The following is a 17,523-nucleotide window of genomic DNA, read 5'->3' on the forward strand; positions in this document are numbered from 1 at the left end:
TAATTTTCAAATTGTCACATTCTTTAATCGACAAATGGCAAATTTAAAGGAAATCCGTAATAGAATTACTTCCGTTTCATCGACGATGCAAATTACATCGGCAATGAAAATGGTTTCTGCTGCAAAGCTTAAGAAAGCACAAGATGCAATCACTGCAATGCGCCCTTATGCCGAGAAATTAACGGAGCTGTTACAAAATCTTTCTGCTACACTTGATGGTGAAGTAGGTGGTGATTACACAACTCAACGTGAGGTAAAAAAAGTATTGCTTGTTGCTATAACTTCAAACAGAGGTTTATGTGGAGCATTCAATTCAAACGTAATTAAAGAGATTAAAAACCGTACCGAATTTTACGCTGGTAAACAAGTTGACGTTTTTGCTATTGGTAAAAAAGGAAATGATGTTTTAAGTAAAACACATAAAGTTCACGGTCATCATAATGCAATTTTTGATCATTTAACTTTTGAAAACGTTGCCGGAATTGCTGATAATCTTACAGAAAAATTCTTATCTGGAGAATACGACAGAATTGAATTAATCTACAATCAGTTTAAAAATGCTGCGACTCAAATTGTTCAGACAGAGCAGTTTTTACCGTTAGCTCCAATTAAATCTGATACTGCAGTTTCAACAGGAGATTATATTTTCGAACCTTCAAAAGAAGAAATTGTATTGACTTTGATTCCTAAATCATTGAAAACACAATTGTATAAAGGTATTCGTGATTCATTTGCTTCAGAACATGGAGCGCGTATGACAGCTATGCATAAAGCAACTGACAACGCAACTGAATTGAGAAACCAATTGAAATTGACTTACAATAAAGCACGTCAGGCAGCTATTACTAATGAAATCTTAGAGATCGTTGGTGGGGCAGAGGCTTTGAACGGATAATTTATTCAAGACATACAAAAAAGAGCCAACAAGTAATTGTCGGCTCTTTTTATTTATAGTAGTTTGTAGTTTTCTTTTTAAAACTTATAAAATGGTGATTCTCAATTCATTCATAAACCGAGAATCAATACCATTTTATAAAATTACTTGACAGATAAAAATCTGCAGTGCTTTGTCTTTCGTGGGAACAAACTAGCTTTATTAGTCCCAATGCTCTGTTTTTTTGAGGGTTACATTTCAGCAGAATCAATCCCTTGTGCTTTGTCTTTCGTGGGAACAAACTAGCTTTATTAGTCCCAATGCTCTGTTTTTTTAGGGTTACAATACAGCAGAATCAATCCCTTGTGCTTTGTCTTTTATGGGAACAAACAAGCTTTATCAGTCCCAGTGCTTCCTTTTTTATAAGGGTTGTATTTAGCTTTCTCAATCCCTGTATTACAAATTTAAGAAGATACGTCGTAAAAAAAGTTATATAATTTTTATGAAAATTTTATACATTTCACATGTTTTAGTTTTGTATCTTATAATTGGCTATAAAAAAAATTGAGTATTTTTGACTTCCATTTACTATTATAATGAAATTACAGATACAAGAACTCACCACAATTAAGGAAATGCTGCAGCAAATTGAAACGATGCGATTTCTTTATCCTAATCTTTCCATTGAGAAATATGAGGAATATCTTTCTCAAATGATACCTCATAACTATATTCAGATTGGAGTTTTTGAAAATGAAGTTTGTCTTGGAATTACCGGATGTTGGTCGGCAACTAAATTATGGACAGGTAAATATCTTGAAATCGATAATTTTGTAGTTAATCCTGAATTTCGTTCAAAAGGAATTGGAAAAATACTAACGGATTATATTGAACAAAAAGCAATAAATCTCGATTGCAGCAGTATTGTCCTAGATGCTTTTACTGGAAATTTTGCGGCGCACCGTTTTTACTACAATCAAGGTTACGGACCAAAGGGTTTTCATTTTGTTAAAATTTTAGACAAAAAAAAATTAACAGTATAAATTATGTCTAAGTTTTTTTATTGAATCAACAAAATCAATAATAAACGAAAGAATTGGTTATTTTTGTCTTACAAACTTTATTACACACATATTTTGGGATTATATAAAAATCTATTCAAACAAACGGCTATTTACGGATTAGCGACAGTATTACCCCGAATGCTAAGTTTTTTATTAGTGCGGCTTTATACCGGGATTTTACCAACGTCTGAATACGGAGAAGTTTCGATTGTTTTATCATGGATGGTTTTCTTTAACGTGGTTCTTTCTTACGGAATGGAAACCGCTTTTTTTAGATTTTACAGTGCCGAAGAAGATAAGCAAAATGTAATTGCAACATCAACTATATCAATATTTTGGTCGTCAATTGGATTTCTTTTTGCAGCATTAATTTTTAGAAATACCTTAGCAAATTGGGCAGAAGTCGACGCACAATATATCACTTATTCGGTTTGGATATTAGTATTGGATGCTTTGGTTTTGGTACCATTTTCAAAACTAAGAGCCAACCAAAGACCAATGGTTTATGCAGCAATAAAAATAGGAAACGTAGTAATTAATATGCTGCTTAATTTCTTCTTTTTAATATACCTGCCAAAACTTGCAGCTGCAAATCCTAATTCGGTTTGGGATAATTTATATGTAGAAAATTTCCAGATTGCTTATATTTTCATCGCAAATCTATTGGCAAGTTTAGCCACATTTGTCGTGCTTTCGCCAAATTATCTTTATTTGGGCAGAAAATTTGATCCCGTACTTTGGAAAAAAATGATGAAATACGGTTTACCAATTTTGGTTGCCGGTCTTGCATTTGCAGTAAACGAACATTTCGACAAAATCTTACTTGGATATTTGTTACCTGAAAATTTAGCAAAATCAGAGGTTGGAGCTTATTCGGCCTGTTATAAATTAGGTTTATTCATGGTTTTATTTGCAACCGCTTTCAGATTAGGAATTGAGCCTTTCTTTTTTAGTCATGCAAAAAATGAAAATGCCCCGCAAACATATGCAGTAATCACAAAATATTTTGTGATTTTCGGATCGCTAATTTTATTGGGAGTAATTGTTTTTGCAGATGTTTTAAAATACCTACTGCTTGATAATAAATCCTATTGGGAAGCCATGAAAGTAGTTCCATTAATTATTCTGGCGAACTTCTTTTTGGGTATTTACAACAATCTATCGGTTTGGTATAAGCTGACGGACAAAACAAAAATAGGCGCTTACATTTCTATAGTTGGTGCTATTGTAACTTTGGTTTTAAATTATATGTTAATTCCAAAATACAGTTATTATGGTTCTGCAATTGCTACAATTTCTGCTTACGGAAGTATGATGTTGATCTCATACATTTTAGGAAATAAATATTATCCAATACCTTATGATATGAATAAAATTGGTGCTTATTTGGGCATTTCAATTCTGTTTTCGGCAATTTCTTTTTATGGATTTAGAGAAAATTATTTTGTTGGAATCCCGTTATTACTAGTGTTTATCTATTTTGTTTATCATAACGAAAAAAGCACAATCAAAGGAATTATGAATAGAAAGTAATCTTACTTTTTAATCTTTTAAAAATAAAAATGAAAATACAAATAATCAATAAATCACAGCACGCATTACCTAATTACGAAACAATTGCTTCGGCAGGAATGGATTTACGTGCGAATTTAACCGAATCAATAACATTAAAACCATTAGAAAGAACCATTGTAAAAACGGGACTTTTTATTGAATTGCCAATTGGTTACGAAGCACAAGTAAGACCAAGAAGTGGTCTGGCTGCAAAAAAAGGAGTAACCGTTTTAAATTCTCCGGGAACTGTTGATGCTGATTATAGAGGAGAAATAGGTGTAATTTTAGTAAATTTATCAAACGAAGAATTTGTAATCGAGAACGGAGAACGAATTGCACAATTGATTATTGCCAAACACGAAAGAGCAGAGTGGATTGAAGTTGGAGAACTTTCTGAAACATCAAGAGGCGAAGGCGGATTTGGAAGCACAGGAGTGAAGTAGTTTTTTAGTTTTTAGTAATCAGTTTTCAGTCGCAGTTTACAAACAACAGTTTATAAACTTTGCGATCTTTAAAATGAAAAAACTTAGAAATCTTTGCGAATCCCGATAGCTATCGGGATTGCGAACTTTGCGGTAAAAAATTAGAACAAATTTAATTTTTACGCCAGCATCATAATTTGAACTAACCAAACTGAAGATTTTAAATCTTCCCATATTAAATAATTTCAAAATGAAAATAATCGTTCCAATGGCGGGTCGCGGATCAAGACTTAGACCACATACATTAACAGTACCAAAACCATTAATTCCGGTTGCCGGAAAATCTATAGTGCATCGTTTAGTTGAAGATATTGCCAAAATATTAAAAGAACCAATTGAAGAAGTGGCTTTTATTTTGGGAGATCCTGCTTTTTTTGGCGATGATCTTGTAGAAAGTTTAGAAGAATTAGCTGGAAGTTTAGGAGCAAAAGCTTCTATTTATCGTCAGGATTTGCCTTTAGGAACCGGTCATGCGATTATGTGCGCCAAAGAATCTTTATCAGGTCCTGCTGTGATTGCTTATGCAGATACTTTGATCAGAGCAGATTTTGAATTAGATCCTTCTGCAGATGCTGTAATTTGGGTAAAACAAGTAGATCAGCCGGAAGCATTTGGAGTTGTTAAATTAAACAGTAACAATGAAATAATAGAATTGGTAGAAAAACCAAAAGAGTTTGTAAGCGATCTTGCCGTTATCGGAATCTATTATTTTAAAGAAGTTGGCGATTTGAAAAAAGAACTTCAGGGTGTTTTGGATAATAATATTCAGAATGGTGGTGAATATCAAATTAATGACGGAATCAAAGCAATGATGGCTAACGGAAAAGTTTTTAAAACCGGAAGCGTAGATGAATGGATGGATTGCGGAAACAAAGATGTAACTGTAGAAACCAACACAAGAATGTTAGGATTTTTACATAATGATGGCGAACATTTAGTAGATTATAACGTAACTTTAGATAACTCAACGATTATTCCGCCGTGTTTTATTGGCGAAAATGTAGTGTTGAAAAATACAACAATTGGTCCAAATGTATCTTTAGGAAATGGATGCCATGTAAGTGACAGTGTTATTAAAAACAGTTTGGTACAAACTTTTTCGCAAATAAAAAATGCTAACCTGGACAATGCAATGATCGGAAACCACGTTAATTACGATGGTAAGTTTACAAGTATTAGCATTGGCGATTATTCTGTTTTAGAATAATAATTTAAAAAGAAATTATGTAAATGATGAAAAAAAGAGTTTTAGTAATTTTAGTATTCGCTTTGTTCAGCAATGCATTTTCGGTTATGGCGCAAACCAACCCGGAAGATATTGCTATGGCAACGGATGAATATCAGGACTCTTTTTATGAATCATTGAAACAAAAAGGAATTGAAAATTACGATAAAGCAATCGTATCATTAGAAAAATGTATCAAACTAAAGCCTAATGATGCCGTAGCTTATTTTGAGTTAGGTAAAAATTACCTGTCTTTAAAAGATTATGGTAATGCCCAAAGTTTTTTTGAAAAAGCGACACAATTAGATCCAAAAAATAAATGGTACTGGCTGGGAATTTACGATGTAAGTTACGAAACCAAAAACTATCCTTTGGCAATCGAAACGATTCAAAAAATTATTCCGTTTGACGAAGAATATAAAGACGATTTAATTTCGTTGTATATGATTTCAAATCAGTATGACAAAGCGCTTGCAACGATTAATGAAATGAACGATAAGTTTGGAAAATCTGAAGATCGCGATCGTTATAAAATGCAGATTTTATCGCAGGGAAAATATCAAAATGCAGAGGCGTCGAATTTGATTGATCAGATTAAAAAAAATCCGAAAGAAGAATCCAATTATATAGATCTGATTTCTTTGTATTCAAAATCAAATGAAACGGATAAAGCTTTGGATGTTGCAAAACAATTGGCAAAAGAAATCCCAACATCAGAGTGGGCGCAGGTAAGTTTGTTTAAAGTATATTTAGATGCTAACCAGGCTGACAAAGCGATTAATTCGATGAATATAATTTTGGCAAGCTCAAAAATTGATTCGAAAATAAAACATCGAACACTAAATGAGTTTTTGATTTATACGAATAAAAACCCGCAATATGCGCCGGCTTTAGAAAAAGCAATTGGTTATTTTGATAATGACCCGAACGTTGATGTTGCAAAAGAAATAGGAAAATTTTATCATAGCAAAAATCAGTTTGAAAATGCAATTAAGTATTATGAAAAAGATTTAAGCGCCAATTCAGATACAGATCGTGAAACCAATTTGCTTTTGCTTGATGCTTATACACAGGCAAAACAATTTGAACCTCTGACAAAAAGAGCCATGATGATGATTGAAGTTTACCCGAGTCAGCCGCAATTTTACTATTTTGCCGGAATGGGAAGCAATCAGCTCAAGCAATTTAAAAATGCAAAAACCGTTTTAGAAATGGGATTGGATTATGTGGTTGATGATGCTAAGCTGGAGGCAAATTTTAATTTTCAATTAGGAGAAGCTTATAATGGATTGGGAGACGCTAAGAAAAAAGAGGAATACTTTTTGAAGGCAAATGAATTATTAAAGAAAAAGAAGTAAAAGAGAAAAATTCAGATGAAAAAATATATAGCACTTGTATTAGTATCAGTTTTTGTGATTTCATGTAAATCGAAAGCTGTCGCAGTACAAAATAACACAACAGAAGCTGTGCCAAAAAAAGACAGCAAAGTCGTAGATAAATATTACGAGAATAAATTAGATTTTAAAACATTATACATAAAAGCAGGCGCCAGATATGTTGACGAAAAACAAAGTCAGAATGTTACTGCCGAAATTAAAATTGAAAAAGACAAACAGATTTTAATAAGCGTTCGTTTTCTTGGAATCACAATGGCAAAAGCATTGATTACACCAACAAGCGTAAGCTATTACGAAAAAATAAACAGTACTTATTATGAAGGAGATTTTACCAGTTTAAGCAAATGGCTGGGAACAGAACTTGATTATAGTAAAGTGCAAAACTTATTAGTTGGAGAAGCGCTTGACGATTTAAGAAAAGGAAAATATACGCAAACAATTGTGGAAAATCTGATTCGTTTAGAAGATGAAAAAGATACTAAGTTGAAAAAAGCTTTCTTTCTTGAACCTGAAAAATATTTGCTGCAAAAAGAACAGATTTCTCAGGCAACAGAAAATATTATGTTAGAGATAAAATATGCTGATAATAAAACTTTCGATCAGGGAAATCTTCCAACAAGTATCGAAATCAATGCAATTCAGCCGAAAGGAAAAACAGACATCAATTTAAATTACAATAATATTTCGTTTAATGAAGAACTTTCTTTCCCTTATAGCGTACCGGGTGGTTATAAGAAAGTTTTAATTAAGTAAATTTGCAAAAAGAAAAAGATAAACATGCCGAAATTTCTCCTCAGCCTAATTTTTATATGTGCCACAACTTTTGGATGGGCACAGGATTCGCAGCAAGAAAAACTTGAACAGCGAAAAGCTCAGATTCAGCAGGAAATTAGAGACAACGAAAAAATGTTGCAATCTGTAAAGAAAAAAGAAAAATCAGCAGTAAATGTGTTTTTAATTCAGGCTAATAAAATTAAGCTGAAAGAAAAACTTATCAATACAACGGCAAAACAAGAAAAGATTCTAAATAACGATATGTATATTAACCAATTGAAGGTTAATAAACTAAACAGAGAATTGGCTATTTTAAAAGAAGATTATGCCAAAATGATTTTAAAATCGTACAAAAGCCGCTCTGAACAAAGCAGAGCCATGTTTATTTTATCTTCAGAAAGTTTTCTGCAAGCCTATAAAAGAGCACAATACTTAAAACAATATACCAATTTCAGAAAAAATCAAGGTTTAGAAATTGAGTCAAAAACCAATGAATTAGTTGATTATAATGCCAAATTGGACGGACAAAGAAAAGTTAAGAAAAAAATTATTGCTGAAAACGAAAAAGAAAAGCAAAGCTTAGAAGTTGAAAAGAAAGAACAGCAAAAATTGGTTAACGAAATTAAAAAAGACAAAAATAAAATTATTGCCGATACAAGATCTAAACAGCAGGAATCAAAAAGAATTGACGCAAAAATTAAGGATCTTATCCGTGAACAAATTAGATTAGCCAATCAACGGGCCGAAGAAGAGAGACGGAAAAGAATCGCAGAAGGTAAAGCCAGCGAAGCAGATAAAGCAGAGGCTGCAGCGCCTAAAAGTTATTCATCAGATAGAATTACATTAACCCCGGAAGGTAAAATTTTAGCTGCCGATTTTAAAGCAAACAGAGGAAAACTGCCTTGGCCGGTAGAGAAAGGATTTATATCTCTTGGCTACGGAGATCAGCCACATCCAGTATATCCAACATTGACGGTTCATAATTCTGGAGTAGAGATTACTACAGAACAAGGAGCAAATGCACGCGCAGTATTTGAGGGAGTAGTATCAAAAGTTATAGCCTTGTCGCCTGTAAACAAAGCTGTTTTTATTCAGCATGGAGATTACTTTACAGTATATCAAAATCTAAGTCAGGTATCTGTTGAACAAGGTGACAAAGTAAAAGTTAAACAAAGTATTGGAAAAGTAAGAACAAGTGGCGACACCGGAAAAACAATTATTAAGTTTTTGATTCTTCAAAACACATCAAATAATAATCCGGAAGGATGGTTACAAAACAGATAAAAGAAAGGGAGCAATTGGCTCCCTTTTTTATAAGTATTTAATTAGTATATTGTTCAAGAAAATATTTTACAACATCTGTCGTGGTGACAATTCCTTTAAGCTGACCATTATCTACAACAGGCAAAGCATGGAAATCTTCTTTCACAAAAATTTCAGCCAAATCCCTAATTATAGTATCAGATGAAACGGTTTTGGGTTTTGAAGTCATAACCTGAGAAATAGTAAGCATGTCAAGAATGGCTTCATCTGCACCTTCCTGTCCTTCAAATAAAGCACCGAAAGTTAATCGGTTGATATCTGTTCGGCTGATAATACCAACTACATCTTTACCCCGAACAATTGGAATGTGTCGAATAGTATTTTTTCTTAATAGCTCAACAACATTTTTTAAGTTGTCATTTTCATTTGCAGTCACTACGGTTTTGGTCATGATATGACTGATTGGTTCTCGCTTTTTCATAGTTAAAGAGTTTATTATTCTATCAAAGATGTGTAATAATTCTCACAAATAACATGATTTTTATCATCACCAAACAATGAACCAACTAGAGGATTTATTGGTTTTTTTGATGAAAAAGATCGAAATTTGAAATAAAGAAGATAAGAATGTAAAAATCATCCCATTGTTCATTTGAAAATTGCATTGATGAAATTTAAAAATAGTATTTTTGCATTATGGAAACAAATAGACAGAAAAAAATAGGCGGTGTCATCCAGAAAGATCTGGTTGATATTTTGCAAGGTGAAGTGCGAAAAAACGGAATTAGTAATTTGGTAATTTCGGTATCCAAAGTTAGTGTTACTTCAGATTTATCTGTGGCAACGGTTTATTTAAGCATTTTTCCTCAGGATAAAGCGAAGGAAACTTTAGAAGGAATAAAATCAAATACCACATTAATCAAACACGATTTATCACAACGTGTACGTTTGCAATTGCGCCGTGTACCAAACCTGGTATTTTTTATCGATGACTCATTAGATTATATTGAGAAAATTGATAATGCTTTATCAAACAGAGAAAACCCAATAGAAAACCGTGATCTTTTAGAAAAAAGAAGAAAATCATAAATTGAATTTCCCCCTTTACATAGCCAAACGTTACATTTTTAGCAGAAGTAAAAATAATGCTATTAATATTATCAATCGTATTGCCAGCTTAGGAATCATAGTTGGTACAATGGCTTTGTTTGTGGTTTTATCTGTTTTTAGCGGATTAAAAGTCTTCAGTCTTTCGTTTACAAACGAAATAGATCCTGACTTAAAAATGACAAGTACAATTGGAAAATCATTTTTGATAACCCCGGATCAGGATAAACAGCTTAAGAAAATTGACGGAGTTGCTTCGTATACCAAAATTATTGAAGAACGTGTTTTGTTTTTATTTAAAGACAAACAGCAGGTTACGTATTTAAAAGGAGTTGATAGTCTTTATCCCGTAGTAAATGACATCAACAAAAAACTTTTTAACGGGCAATGGATTAAGCCTGAAACATATCAGGTTGTTGTGGGTTATGGAATTGCCCGAGATTTCTCGATGGGAATTTTAGATTTTGAAAATCCGCTGCAGATATTTGCGCCAAAACCCGGAAAAGGAGCTTTTGAAAATCCCGAAGAAGCATTTAATAAAACTGATGTTTTGCCAGTTGGAATTTATTCCATTAGCGAAGATTTAGATTCTAAATATGTATTTGCTGATTTAGGTTTAGCACAGGAATTACTCATGTACAAACCCAATCAAATTTCAGGAATTGAATTTCATTTAAAAGAAAATGCAAATGAAAGCGCAATCAAAACTCAACTAGATAAAATTTTCAAAAACAAAATCACTTTAAAAAATAGAGCACAACTAAATGAATCTCTATATAAAATGCTCAATACAGAGAACATTGTGGTTTACCTCATTTTTACATTAGTAATTATCGTGGCACTTTTTAACTTGGTTGGAGCATTAATTATGATGATTTTAGAGAAAAAAGGAAACTTAAAAACCCTTTTCAATTTGGGAACTGAAATTAAAAGTATCCGAAAAATATTTTTATTGCAAGGAACTTTGTTAAGTGTTTTTGGAGGAATTGTTGGTCTTGTTTTGGGTATTATTTTAGTCCTGTTACAACAGCAATACGAGCTGATTATGATAACGCCAACTTTAGCATATCCGGTTGTTTTTAATCTGGAAAATGTATTGATTGTGATGACAACAATTGTTTCGCTTGGTTTCGTAGCATCTTTAATTGCTAGCAGTCGCGTAAGCAAAAACTTATTAGATTAATATTTCTTCCTAAAAATATTACTATATTTATCCTCTCAAAAAGTACAGCCTTATGATTGTTTCTGCTTAGTCCTAATTTATTTTTTAGAATAATTAGGATACTTACGTTTATTTTCTTGAGTTCAGATATAGTGTATCTGGGCTAATCTTATCATTTATCCTAACAAATCATGACAGAAACTACAATAAAGAGAAGTTTATTTTCTAAAATTTTCACCACATTAACACAAGCATTAAAAGGCGATGAATCTTTTGATTATACTGCCGGAAGTATCAAAAAAGCAGTCATTTTATTAGCCATTCCGATGGTTTTAGAAATGATGATGGAATCCGTTTTTGCTTTAGTCGATTTATATTTCGTCGGACATTTAGAGCACAGTAGTTTTGCAATTCAAACCGTAGGTTTAACCGAATCTGTTTTAACAATTATATATTCCCTCGCAATTGGAATGAGCATGGCGGCAACCGCAGTTGTGGCAAGACGTATTGGAGAAAAAGATCCTGTCGCAGCGGCAAAAGCAGGAATGCAGTCCATCATTATTGCATTTGCAGTCAATAGTGTAATGAGCATTTTCGGAGTTATCTATGCTAAAGATATATTAATGTTAATGGGAGCGTCTGCAGATGCTGCAGAACATGGTTACCGTTTCACACAAATTATGATTGGCTCAAGTTTATGTATCATGCTTTTATTCTTAATTAATGGAATATTTCGCGGAGCAGGAAACGCAGCAATTGCCATGAAAAGTTTATGGCTGGCCAATATTTGCAACATTATTTTATGTCCGATATTAATTAACGGTCTTGGACCAATTCCTGCTTTCGGGTTAACAGGCGCAGCGTTGGCTACAACTTTAGGAAGAAGCATTGGAGTATTATATCAAGTGTATCATTTGTTTTCGGGAAACAATGTTTTAAAAATCAAAATTGCCTATTTCGCACCAGATTTCAAGCAGATAAAAGCATTAGTAAAAATTGCAGCTCCGGGGATTTTACAATTTGTAATAGCATCCTGCAGCTGGATTTTTCTGGCACAATTAGTAGCAACAACCGGAGGCGATCACGGATCTGCGGGCTATCAAACTGCGTTGCGAATTATGATGTTTTTCATTCTTCCGGCTTGGGGGTTAAGTAATGCCGCCGCAACTTTGGTAGGGCAAAATTTAGGAGCCAAACAAATTGAACGTGCCGAAAAATCTGTGTTTACAACAGCTAAATACAACGTGATTTTTATGGCAACCATTATGGTTATTACCTTATGTTTTGGAAAATATATTATTTCATTTTTCACGAATGATGAAATGGTCCGAACAGTTGCAGTTGAAGCTTTACAAATTATGAGTGTAGGATTTATTTTCTACGGAATTGGAATGGTTTTAATAAACACTTTCAACGGAGCAGGAGATACCTGGACACCAACGGGAATTAATTTCTTTGGATTTTGGTTGTTCCAAATTCCGTTAGCTTATGTATTAGCAAAACATTTTAATATGGGACCAACAGGAGTGTTTATCGCAATTCCAGTTGCCGAAACAGCTATAACTTTAGCAGGGATTTTCTTTTATAAAAGAGGAAAGTGGAAACGTATTCAAGTTTAGTTTTAAAATAAAAAAAGGCCTTCAAATTTTTTGAAGGCCTTTTTTGTAAGAAATTTACATTAATTTTGTTTTGTAAAATTTAATATTTCTTATGATTAAAATTAATTTAGAAAATACTTTTGAAGCTACGTATGTAAGTTCTAATTTCGATCAATATATTTTTGAATCTCAATTAAAGAATAATAAAATAGTTCAACTAAAAGTTAAGTTTACAAACATCGCAGATTCTTTGTTACCAAATGTTTACAATCTCGCTTTTGGTCCATTTGATTCAACTGGAAAAATTAATGATTCTATAAATCTTAAACATCAAGATAGTAATAAAGTTTTTTCAACCATTATCTTATTTTCTATAATTTTTCTAAAAGACAATCCTCATGCAACAATTGGTATAGACGGTTCAGATGATATACGCGCCAATTTATATCATCGAATGTTTAGATATAATTATAAAGATTTACAAGACTTCATAGTTATTATTGGAGTAGACTGGTATGTGAGATTATTAAGAAATGGAACAATTGAACTAGATATTGATGGATTGGCATTTTTTAAACCAAAACCAGAGCCATTTAATCTACAAAGAAAATCTAGTGATCTTTATAGATATTATATGTTTAATTTAAATCATAATTTTTAAATTTGCTGTATGAAAGATTCTATTCAAAATAAAATTAATAAAATTCAAGAAATTGCCTTAGCTTCCAGGGCTAAAAAAAGCATGATGGATAATAATATCATAGAATTAAAAAACAATGATAATTTATCTAAATCTATTAGAAATGCTAAAGAAGCTGAATTATTCTTTTCTGAGTTAAAATCAGCAATTGATCTTGCTAAAAGAAATTCAACGAAAAATGTTTTAGAATAAATAACATTCTCCGCATAATAAAAAAAAGACCTTCAAATTTGAAGGTCTTTTGTATTTAGATCTTTGTCAAAGTTTCAAAACTTTGACAAAGATTATATGTTTTAAACAAATTCATATCCGGCATAAACCTGCTCAATTTCTTTCATAATAGCAAAAAGATTTTCAGGTTCGTCGGTTGTAACGAGTTTTTGTTTGTATTCTTTAAAAGAGTGGATACCTTTGAAATAATTGGTATAATGACGGCGCATTTCAACAATTCCCAAACGTTCGCCTTTCCATTCCATCGACCACATTAAATGGTTTCTGGCGGCTTCTACACGATCAATAACTGTTGGTGCAGGTAAATGTTCTCCGGTTTTAAAGAAATGTTTGATTTCGTTAAAAATCCACGGATAACCAATTGCGGCGCGGCCAATCATGATACCGTCAATTCCGTATTCATTTTTATATTTTAATGCTTTTTCAGGACTGTCGATATCGCCATTTCCAAAAATTGGCATTGTAATTCTCGGGTTATTTTTTACACGTGCAATATGCGACCAATCGGCGTGGCCTTTATACATTTGCGCGCGGGTTCTGGCGTGAATTGTTAAAGCCTGAACACCAATATCCTGAAGTCTTTCTGCAACTTCATCAATATTAATAGAACTGTCATCCCAGCCCAAACGTGTTTTTACTGTTACAGGCAAATCAGTGCTTCTGATAACGGCTTTTGTCAAACGCACCATCAAATCAACATCTTTCAGTACTCCGGCTCCGGCTCCTTTACAAACCACTTTTTTTACCGGACATCCAAAATTAATATCAACCAAATCTGGTTTTACTGTAGAAACAATTTTAGACGAAAGCGCCATTGCTTCTTCATCACCACCAAAAATCTGGATTCCAACCGGGCGTTCGTAATCAAAAATATCCAGCTTCATTCGACTTTTGATAGCATCGCGAATCAATCCTTCCGAAGAAATAAATTCTGAATACATCATGTCAGCGCCATGCGTTTTGCATAATCTGCGAAACGGCGGATCGCTTACATCTTCCATCGGTGCGAGTAATAAAGGAAATTCGGGTAATTCTATGTTGCCAATCTTGACCATCTTCAATATTTTGTGCAAAATTACAACATTTAGTTTAATTTGTACCAAATTGAGGTTCAAAGGTTCAAAGTAACAAAGTTGCAAAGGTTTTATATTGAGAGGCTAAACCTTTGTTCCTGTGAACCTTTGCAACTTTGTACCTTTTAAACAGTTGTTTTACGGTAATCAAAAAAGCGAATAGGTTTTCTGCTCATCGGATTAAAAACCAAAGGATTTAATATTTCTTTTGGAGCAAATTCTATTTTTGGAGTTACTCTTAATTTGGCTCTAAAGTGATCTTTTATTTCTTGTAAAAATTCAGGGGTTTGATTTTTGGCAGCGATTTTTATCAGGATTTCATCTGTTCCTAAATCGTTGGTAGAGATTTCGATAATATGGTTTTCGATGTTATCAAAATCGCTCAAAACATCATTCATCGCAGGCGGATAAAGCGTAGTACCTTTATATTTTATCATTTGCTTTTTACGACCCACAACCGGACCAACACGAACGGTATTTCTTCCGCACGCGCAAGGTTCATTATGAAGCTGTACAATATCTCCGGTTTTAAAACGCAATAAAGGCATAGCTTCAATACCCAAAGTAGTAAAAGTCAACTCGCCAATTTCACCATTTTTTACCGGATTATTTTCTTCGTCCAAAACTTCAATAATAATTAATTCCGGGTGATGGTGTCCGCCAATACCATGTTCACATTCTGTAAAAGCAGTACTCATTTCTGTAGAAGCATAAGTCGAAAACAACTGAATATTCCATTTTTCAGTGATTTTTTTAGACAAAGTATTCATCGAAAAATCCTGATTTCGTAATGATTCGCCAATGCAAATTGCACCTTTTATACTCGAATTATTATAATCAATTCCGTGTGCTTCTGCATATTCAATTAACTTCAATAAAAAAGAAGGAACCGTAATTAAGTACGAAGGTTTGTATTTTAAAATGGAATCCCATTGCAATTCCGGAATTCCCGCACCAACGCGAATAACACCAACCTGCAGTTTTCTTAATCCCAGAAAGTAAGCCAGACCAGCCATAAATTTTCGGTCAATTGTTGTCATTAATTGCACAACATCGCCTTCTGCAATTCCGGCGCAGGCAAACGAAATCGCTTCATTATAAGCCAGTCGATCCAAATCAGAATCAGTTAAACCAAAAGTAACCGGATCGCCCAAAGTTCCTGAAGTTGAGGCATAATCGATAATTTTATGCTGCGGAACACACACAAAATCATCATTATATTGTTGTAAATCTTCTTTTGTTGTAACTGGTAAATGCTGTAAATCTTCCAGCGTTTTAACTTTCGAAATATCGATATTCTGACCGGCAAAAAGACGTTTGTAAAAAGGAGAATTTTGACTGATATAAGATAAAAGTTCTGCTAATTTCTGCTCTTGAAAATTTTTAATTTGTTCTAAAGAATCCTTCTCTATTGTTGGAATCGTGTTCATTTTCTTTTGAGTTTTTTTAAATATTTTTCAATTGCTTCTTTATCAGGAACAGTTGTAATTTCTTTGGTTAATGCTTTTTCAAAATTGCTTTGCGCAAACTGAAAATATTTTTGTTCGTAAAAATACAATCCCGCTTTATAATATACAACCCAATAATCCGGGTTTAAAGATTGGTAATTCTGAATAAATTCGAAAGGAATTTTCGTTTTATTCTTCAAATATAAATCCATTTTGTGATCTTCAATTCTAAACTTTTGATAGTTTAAAAAAGCCGTAGTTTCTAAAAAAGGATCTTTGGCAATATTAAGGTTTTCTTCTTCAAATGAAACAGGAAGATCTGTTTTTCTTTCTTTAAAAATCGAATCTAAATTATAACACACAAACTCGCCCAATTGATACGGATTTGCAGAAACCCATACTAATTTTTCTTTAGGTTTAAAGATAACTCCGTGATGTGCCATTAATTGATTTAGTGCTTTTTCGTTACCATAACCTAGTGCTATATTTTGTAAACCATCTTTATTTCTCAAAATATCAGCTGCTATTTTTGGATTAATTTTTGGGTTTTCGCTAAAAAGTTCCTGCATTCTGTCATAACGATATTTAGAATGACTGTTGGCAATTTGCGACAGATTTCGTTCATCATTTTTAAAAGCATCACTTTGAAAATGGTTTGAACAAATTAATTGATTGCTGTTTGCGACATCAAAAACATCCATTTTTTCTGGAGAAACTTCAATCAAAACGGCTTTATTATCGTGTGCACTTCCAACCATAATAGATTCTGAAACAAACAATTGTCTTTTTTTTGCAATTGCAACTGCTTCATCAATATTCTTTGCGTGCTGTAAAATCTCCCGAGTTAAAATCGAAATTGGTGTTTTGGCAATTATCGGAATTTTCGATTTTCCGGCATTGATCGTTACCGTTAAACCTTCCTTATTCATTCCCGAAACCGTACCCACCATTCCGGGCCAGGTAACAGTCATAAAGGGATAGCCCTCTTTCGGATTTATAAACGCGACGATTTTATTTTCTGCGAAAGCATCATTAACATAAAAATCAAAATTACGACCTAAAATCAAATTTCCATCTTCAGATTTTTCACCCCAGGCAGCAAAAGACGAACAGCCAACCAAAGCCAAATCCTGCAGAGCGTGACCAATATCGTGCGCGGCATGCAGGTATAAACTGCGTTGATATTGTGGTGCGATGTTATTAAAATCCTGCGAAGTATATTGCGAAACGCCGTAAATTTCCGTTTGATATTCATTGGGAACATTCAAATATAATTTTCGATTGTACCATTTTAAAAAATTCCGAAGTAAATTTTGCTGAAATTTTGAAGGCACAATATCTTCAATTCTGCCGAAAAATATTTGTTCCTGTTTCTTTAAAAGCGAATCTGATAAAGCTCCGGTTCTAAGTCCAATTTCTAATGGATCGCCTTCAACATACAATTCCCAAAGGCCTTGTTTGTTTTTTAAAAGTGAATTTTTTCCAGATGTAAAAAGTGCATTTGAATGTTTTGTTACAACTGGTTTTACGGTATTATAATTTGAAATTTCCGGCAAATGATGCATTGATTT

The 17,523-nt window shown here is 33.0% G+C and carries 17 protein-coding genes; 13 read left to right on the forward strand and 4 right to left on the reverse strand.

Going from position 1 to position 17,523, the window contains the following annotated elements:
• The first annotated feature begins 34 nt into the window (after nt 1–34).
• The 8 genes from atpG to BUE22_RS07800 all read left to right on the forward strand — a co-directional run bounded on the left by atpG (nt 35) and on the right by BUE22_RS07800 (nt 8,654).
• Nucleotides 35–895, forward strand: coding sequence for an ATP synthase F1 subunit gamma (atpG, locus tag BUE22_RS07765; RefSeq protein WP_042564869.1), 861 nt, complete (start codon nt 35–37; stop codon nt 893–895).
• Between the two features lie 575 nt (nt 896–1,470).
• Nucleotides 1,471–1,917: a GNAT family N-acetyltransferase gene (locus BUE22_RS07770; RefSeq protein WP_073394470.1), complete on the forward strand. Its 447-nt coding sequence runs from the start codon at nt 1,471–1,473 to the stop codon at nt 1,915–1,917.
• 93 nt (nt 1,918–2,010) lie between these two features.
• The gene (locus tag BUE22_RS07775) at nt 2,011–3,471 is read left to right on the forward strand and encodes a lipopolysaccharide biosynthesis protein (RefSeq protein WP_073394471.1); all 1,461 of its coding nucleotides are present in this window, start codon (nt 2,011–2,013) and stop codon (nt 3,469–3,471) included.
• Between the two features lie 29 nt (nt 3,472–3,500).
• Nucleotides 3,501–3,935 carry a dUTP diphosphatase gene (gene dut / locus BUE22_RS07780; protein WP_042564863.1) on the forward strand — a complete coding sequence of 145 codons (435 nt, stop codon included), beginning with the start codon at nt 3,501–3,503 and terminating at the stop codon, nt 3,933–3,935.
• Nucleotides 3,936–4,164: 229 nt separating this feature from the next.
• Nucleotides 4,165–5,181 (forward strand): sugar phosphate nucleotidyltransferase, encoded by a 1,017-nt coding sequence (locus BUE22_RS07785; protein ID WP_073394472.1) that lies wholly within the window; start codon nt 4,165–4,167, stop codon nt 5,179–5,181.
• Between the two features lie 26 nt (nt 5,182–5,207).
• Nucleotides 5,208–6,557, forward strand: a complete 1,350-nt coding sequence (locus BUE22_RS07790; protein WP_073394473.1) for a tetratricopeptide repeat protein — start codon at nt 5,208–5,210, stop codon at nt 6,555–6,557.
• A gap of 15 nt (nt 6,558–6,572) precedes the next feature.
• On the forward strand, nt 6,573–7,349 hold the full coding sequence (locus BUE22_RS07795; RefSeq protein ID WP_073394474.1) for a lipoprotein insertase outer membrane protein LolB1: 777 nt from the start codon (nt 6,573–6,575) through the stop codon (nt 7,347–7,349).
• A gap of 24 nt (nt 7,350–7,373) precedes the next feature.
• On the forward strand, nt 7,374–8,654 hold the full coding sequence (locus BUE22_RS07800) for a murein hydrolase activator EnvC family protein (protein WP_042564859.1): 1,281 nt from the start codon (nt 7,374–7,376) through the stop codon (nt 8,652–8,654).
• 37 nt (nt 8,655–8,691) lie between these two features.
• Here the strand turns inward: BUE22_RS07800 and BUE22_RS07805 are convergent, their stop codons facing one another.
• Entirely contained in the window at nt 8,692–9,114 is a 423-nt protein-coding gene (locus BUE22_RS07805) for a CBS domain-containing protein (RefSeq protein ID WP_073394475.1), read from the reverse strand.
• Between the two features lie 215 nt (nt 9,115–9,329).
• Here BUE22_RS07805 and rbfA point away from each other — a divergent pair, with 215 nt between their 5' ends.
• The 5 genes from rbfA to BUE22_RS07830 all read left to right on the forward strand — a co-directional run bounded on the left by rbfA (nt 9,330) and on the right by BUE22_RS07830 (nt 13,392).
• Nucleotides 9,330–9,722 (forward strand): 30S ribosome-binding factor RbfA, encoded by a 393-nt coding sequence (gene rbfA / locus BUE22_RS07810; RefSeq protein WP_042564857.1) that lies wholly within the window; start codon nt 9,330–9,332, stop codon nt 9,720–9,722.
• 1 nt (nt 9,723) lies between these two features.
• Nucleotides 9,724–10,923, forward strand: a complete 1,200-nt coding sequence (locus tag BUE22_RS07815) for an ABC transporter permease (RefSeq protein WP_073394476.1) — start codon at nt 9,724–9,726, stop codon at nt 10,921–10,923.
• A gap of 170 nt (nt 10,924–11,093) precedes the next feature.
• Nucleotides 11,094–12,521, forward strand: a complete 1,428-nt coding sequence (locus BUE22_RS07820; protein ID WP_073394477.1) for an MATE family efflux transporter — start codon at nt 11,094–11,096, stop codon at nt 12,519–12,521.
• Between the two features lie 91 nt (nt 12,522–12,612).
• The gene (locus BUE22_RS07825; protein WP_073394478.1) at nt 12,613–13,161 is read left to right on the forward strand and encodes a DUF6934 family protein; all 549 of its coding nucleotides are present in this window, start codon (nt 12,613–12,615) and stop codon (nt 13,159–13,161) included.
• 9 nt (nt 13,162–13,170) lie between these two features.
• Entirely contained in the window at nt 13,171–13,392 is a 222-nt protein-coding gene (locus BUE22_RS07830; protein ID WP_073394479.1) for a hypothetical protein, read from the forward strand.
• A 101-nt stretch (nt 13,393–13,493) separates the two neighbouring features.
• On the opposite strand, the gene dusB is transcribed toward BUE22_RS07830, so the two are convergent.
• The 3 genes from dusB to BUE22_RS07845 all read right to left on the reverse strand — a co-directional run bounded on the left by dusB (nt 13,494) and on the right by BUE22_RS07845 (nt 17,517).
• The gene (gene dusB / locus BUE22_RS07835; protein WP_073394480.1) at nt 13,494–14,486 is read right to left on the reverse strand and encodes a tRNA dihydrouridine synthase DusB; all 993 of its coding nucleotides are present in this window, start codon (nt 14,484–14,486) and stop codon (nt 13,494–13,496) included.
• A gap of 143 nt (nt 14,487–14,629) precedes the next feature.
• Nucleotides 14,630–15,934, reverse strand: a complete 1,305-nt coding sequence (locus BUE22_RS07840) for a flexirubin biosynthesis putative acyl-CoA ligase FlxY (RefSeq protein ID WP_073394481.1) — start codon at nt 15,932–15,934, stop codon at nt 14,630–14,632.
• Nucleotides 15,931–17,517 (reverse strand): C45 family autoproteolytic acyltransferase/hydrolase, encoded by a 1,587-nt coding sequence (locus tag BUE22_RS07845; protein ID WP_394332798.1) that lies wholly within the window; start codon nt 17,515–17,517, stop codon nt 15,931–15,933. The genes BUE22_RS07840 and BUE22_RS07845 overlap by 4 nt, the downstream gene beginning before the upstream one ends.
• Nucleotides 17,518–17,523 lie beyond the last annotated feature (6 nt).

Source organism: Flavobacterium pectinovorum (assembly GCF_900142715.1).
Classification (GTDB): domain Bacteria; phylum Bacteroidota; class Bacteroidia; order Flavobacteriales; family Flavobacteriaceae; genus Flavobacterium; species Flavobacterium pectinovorum.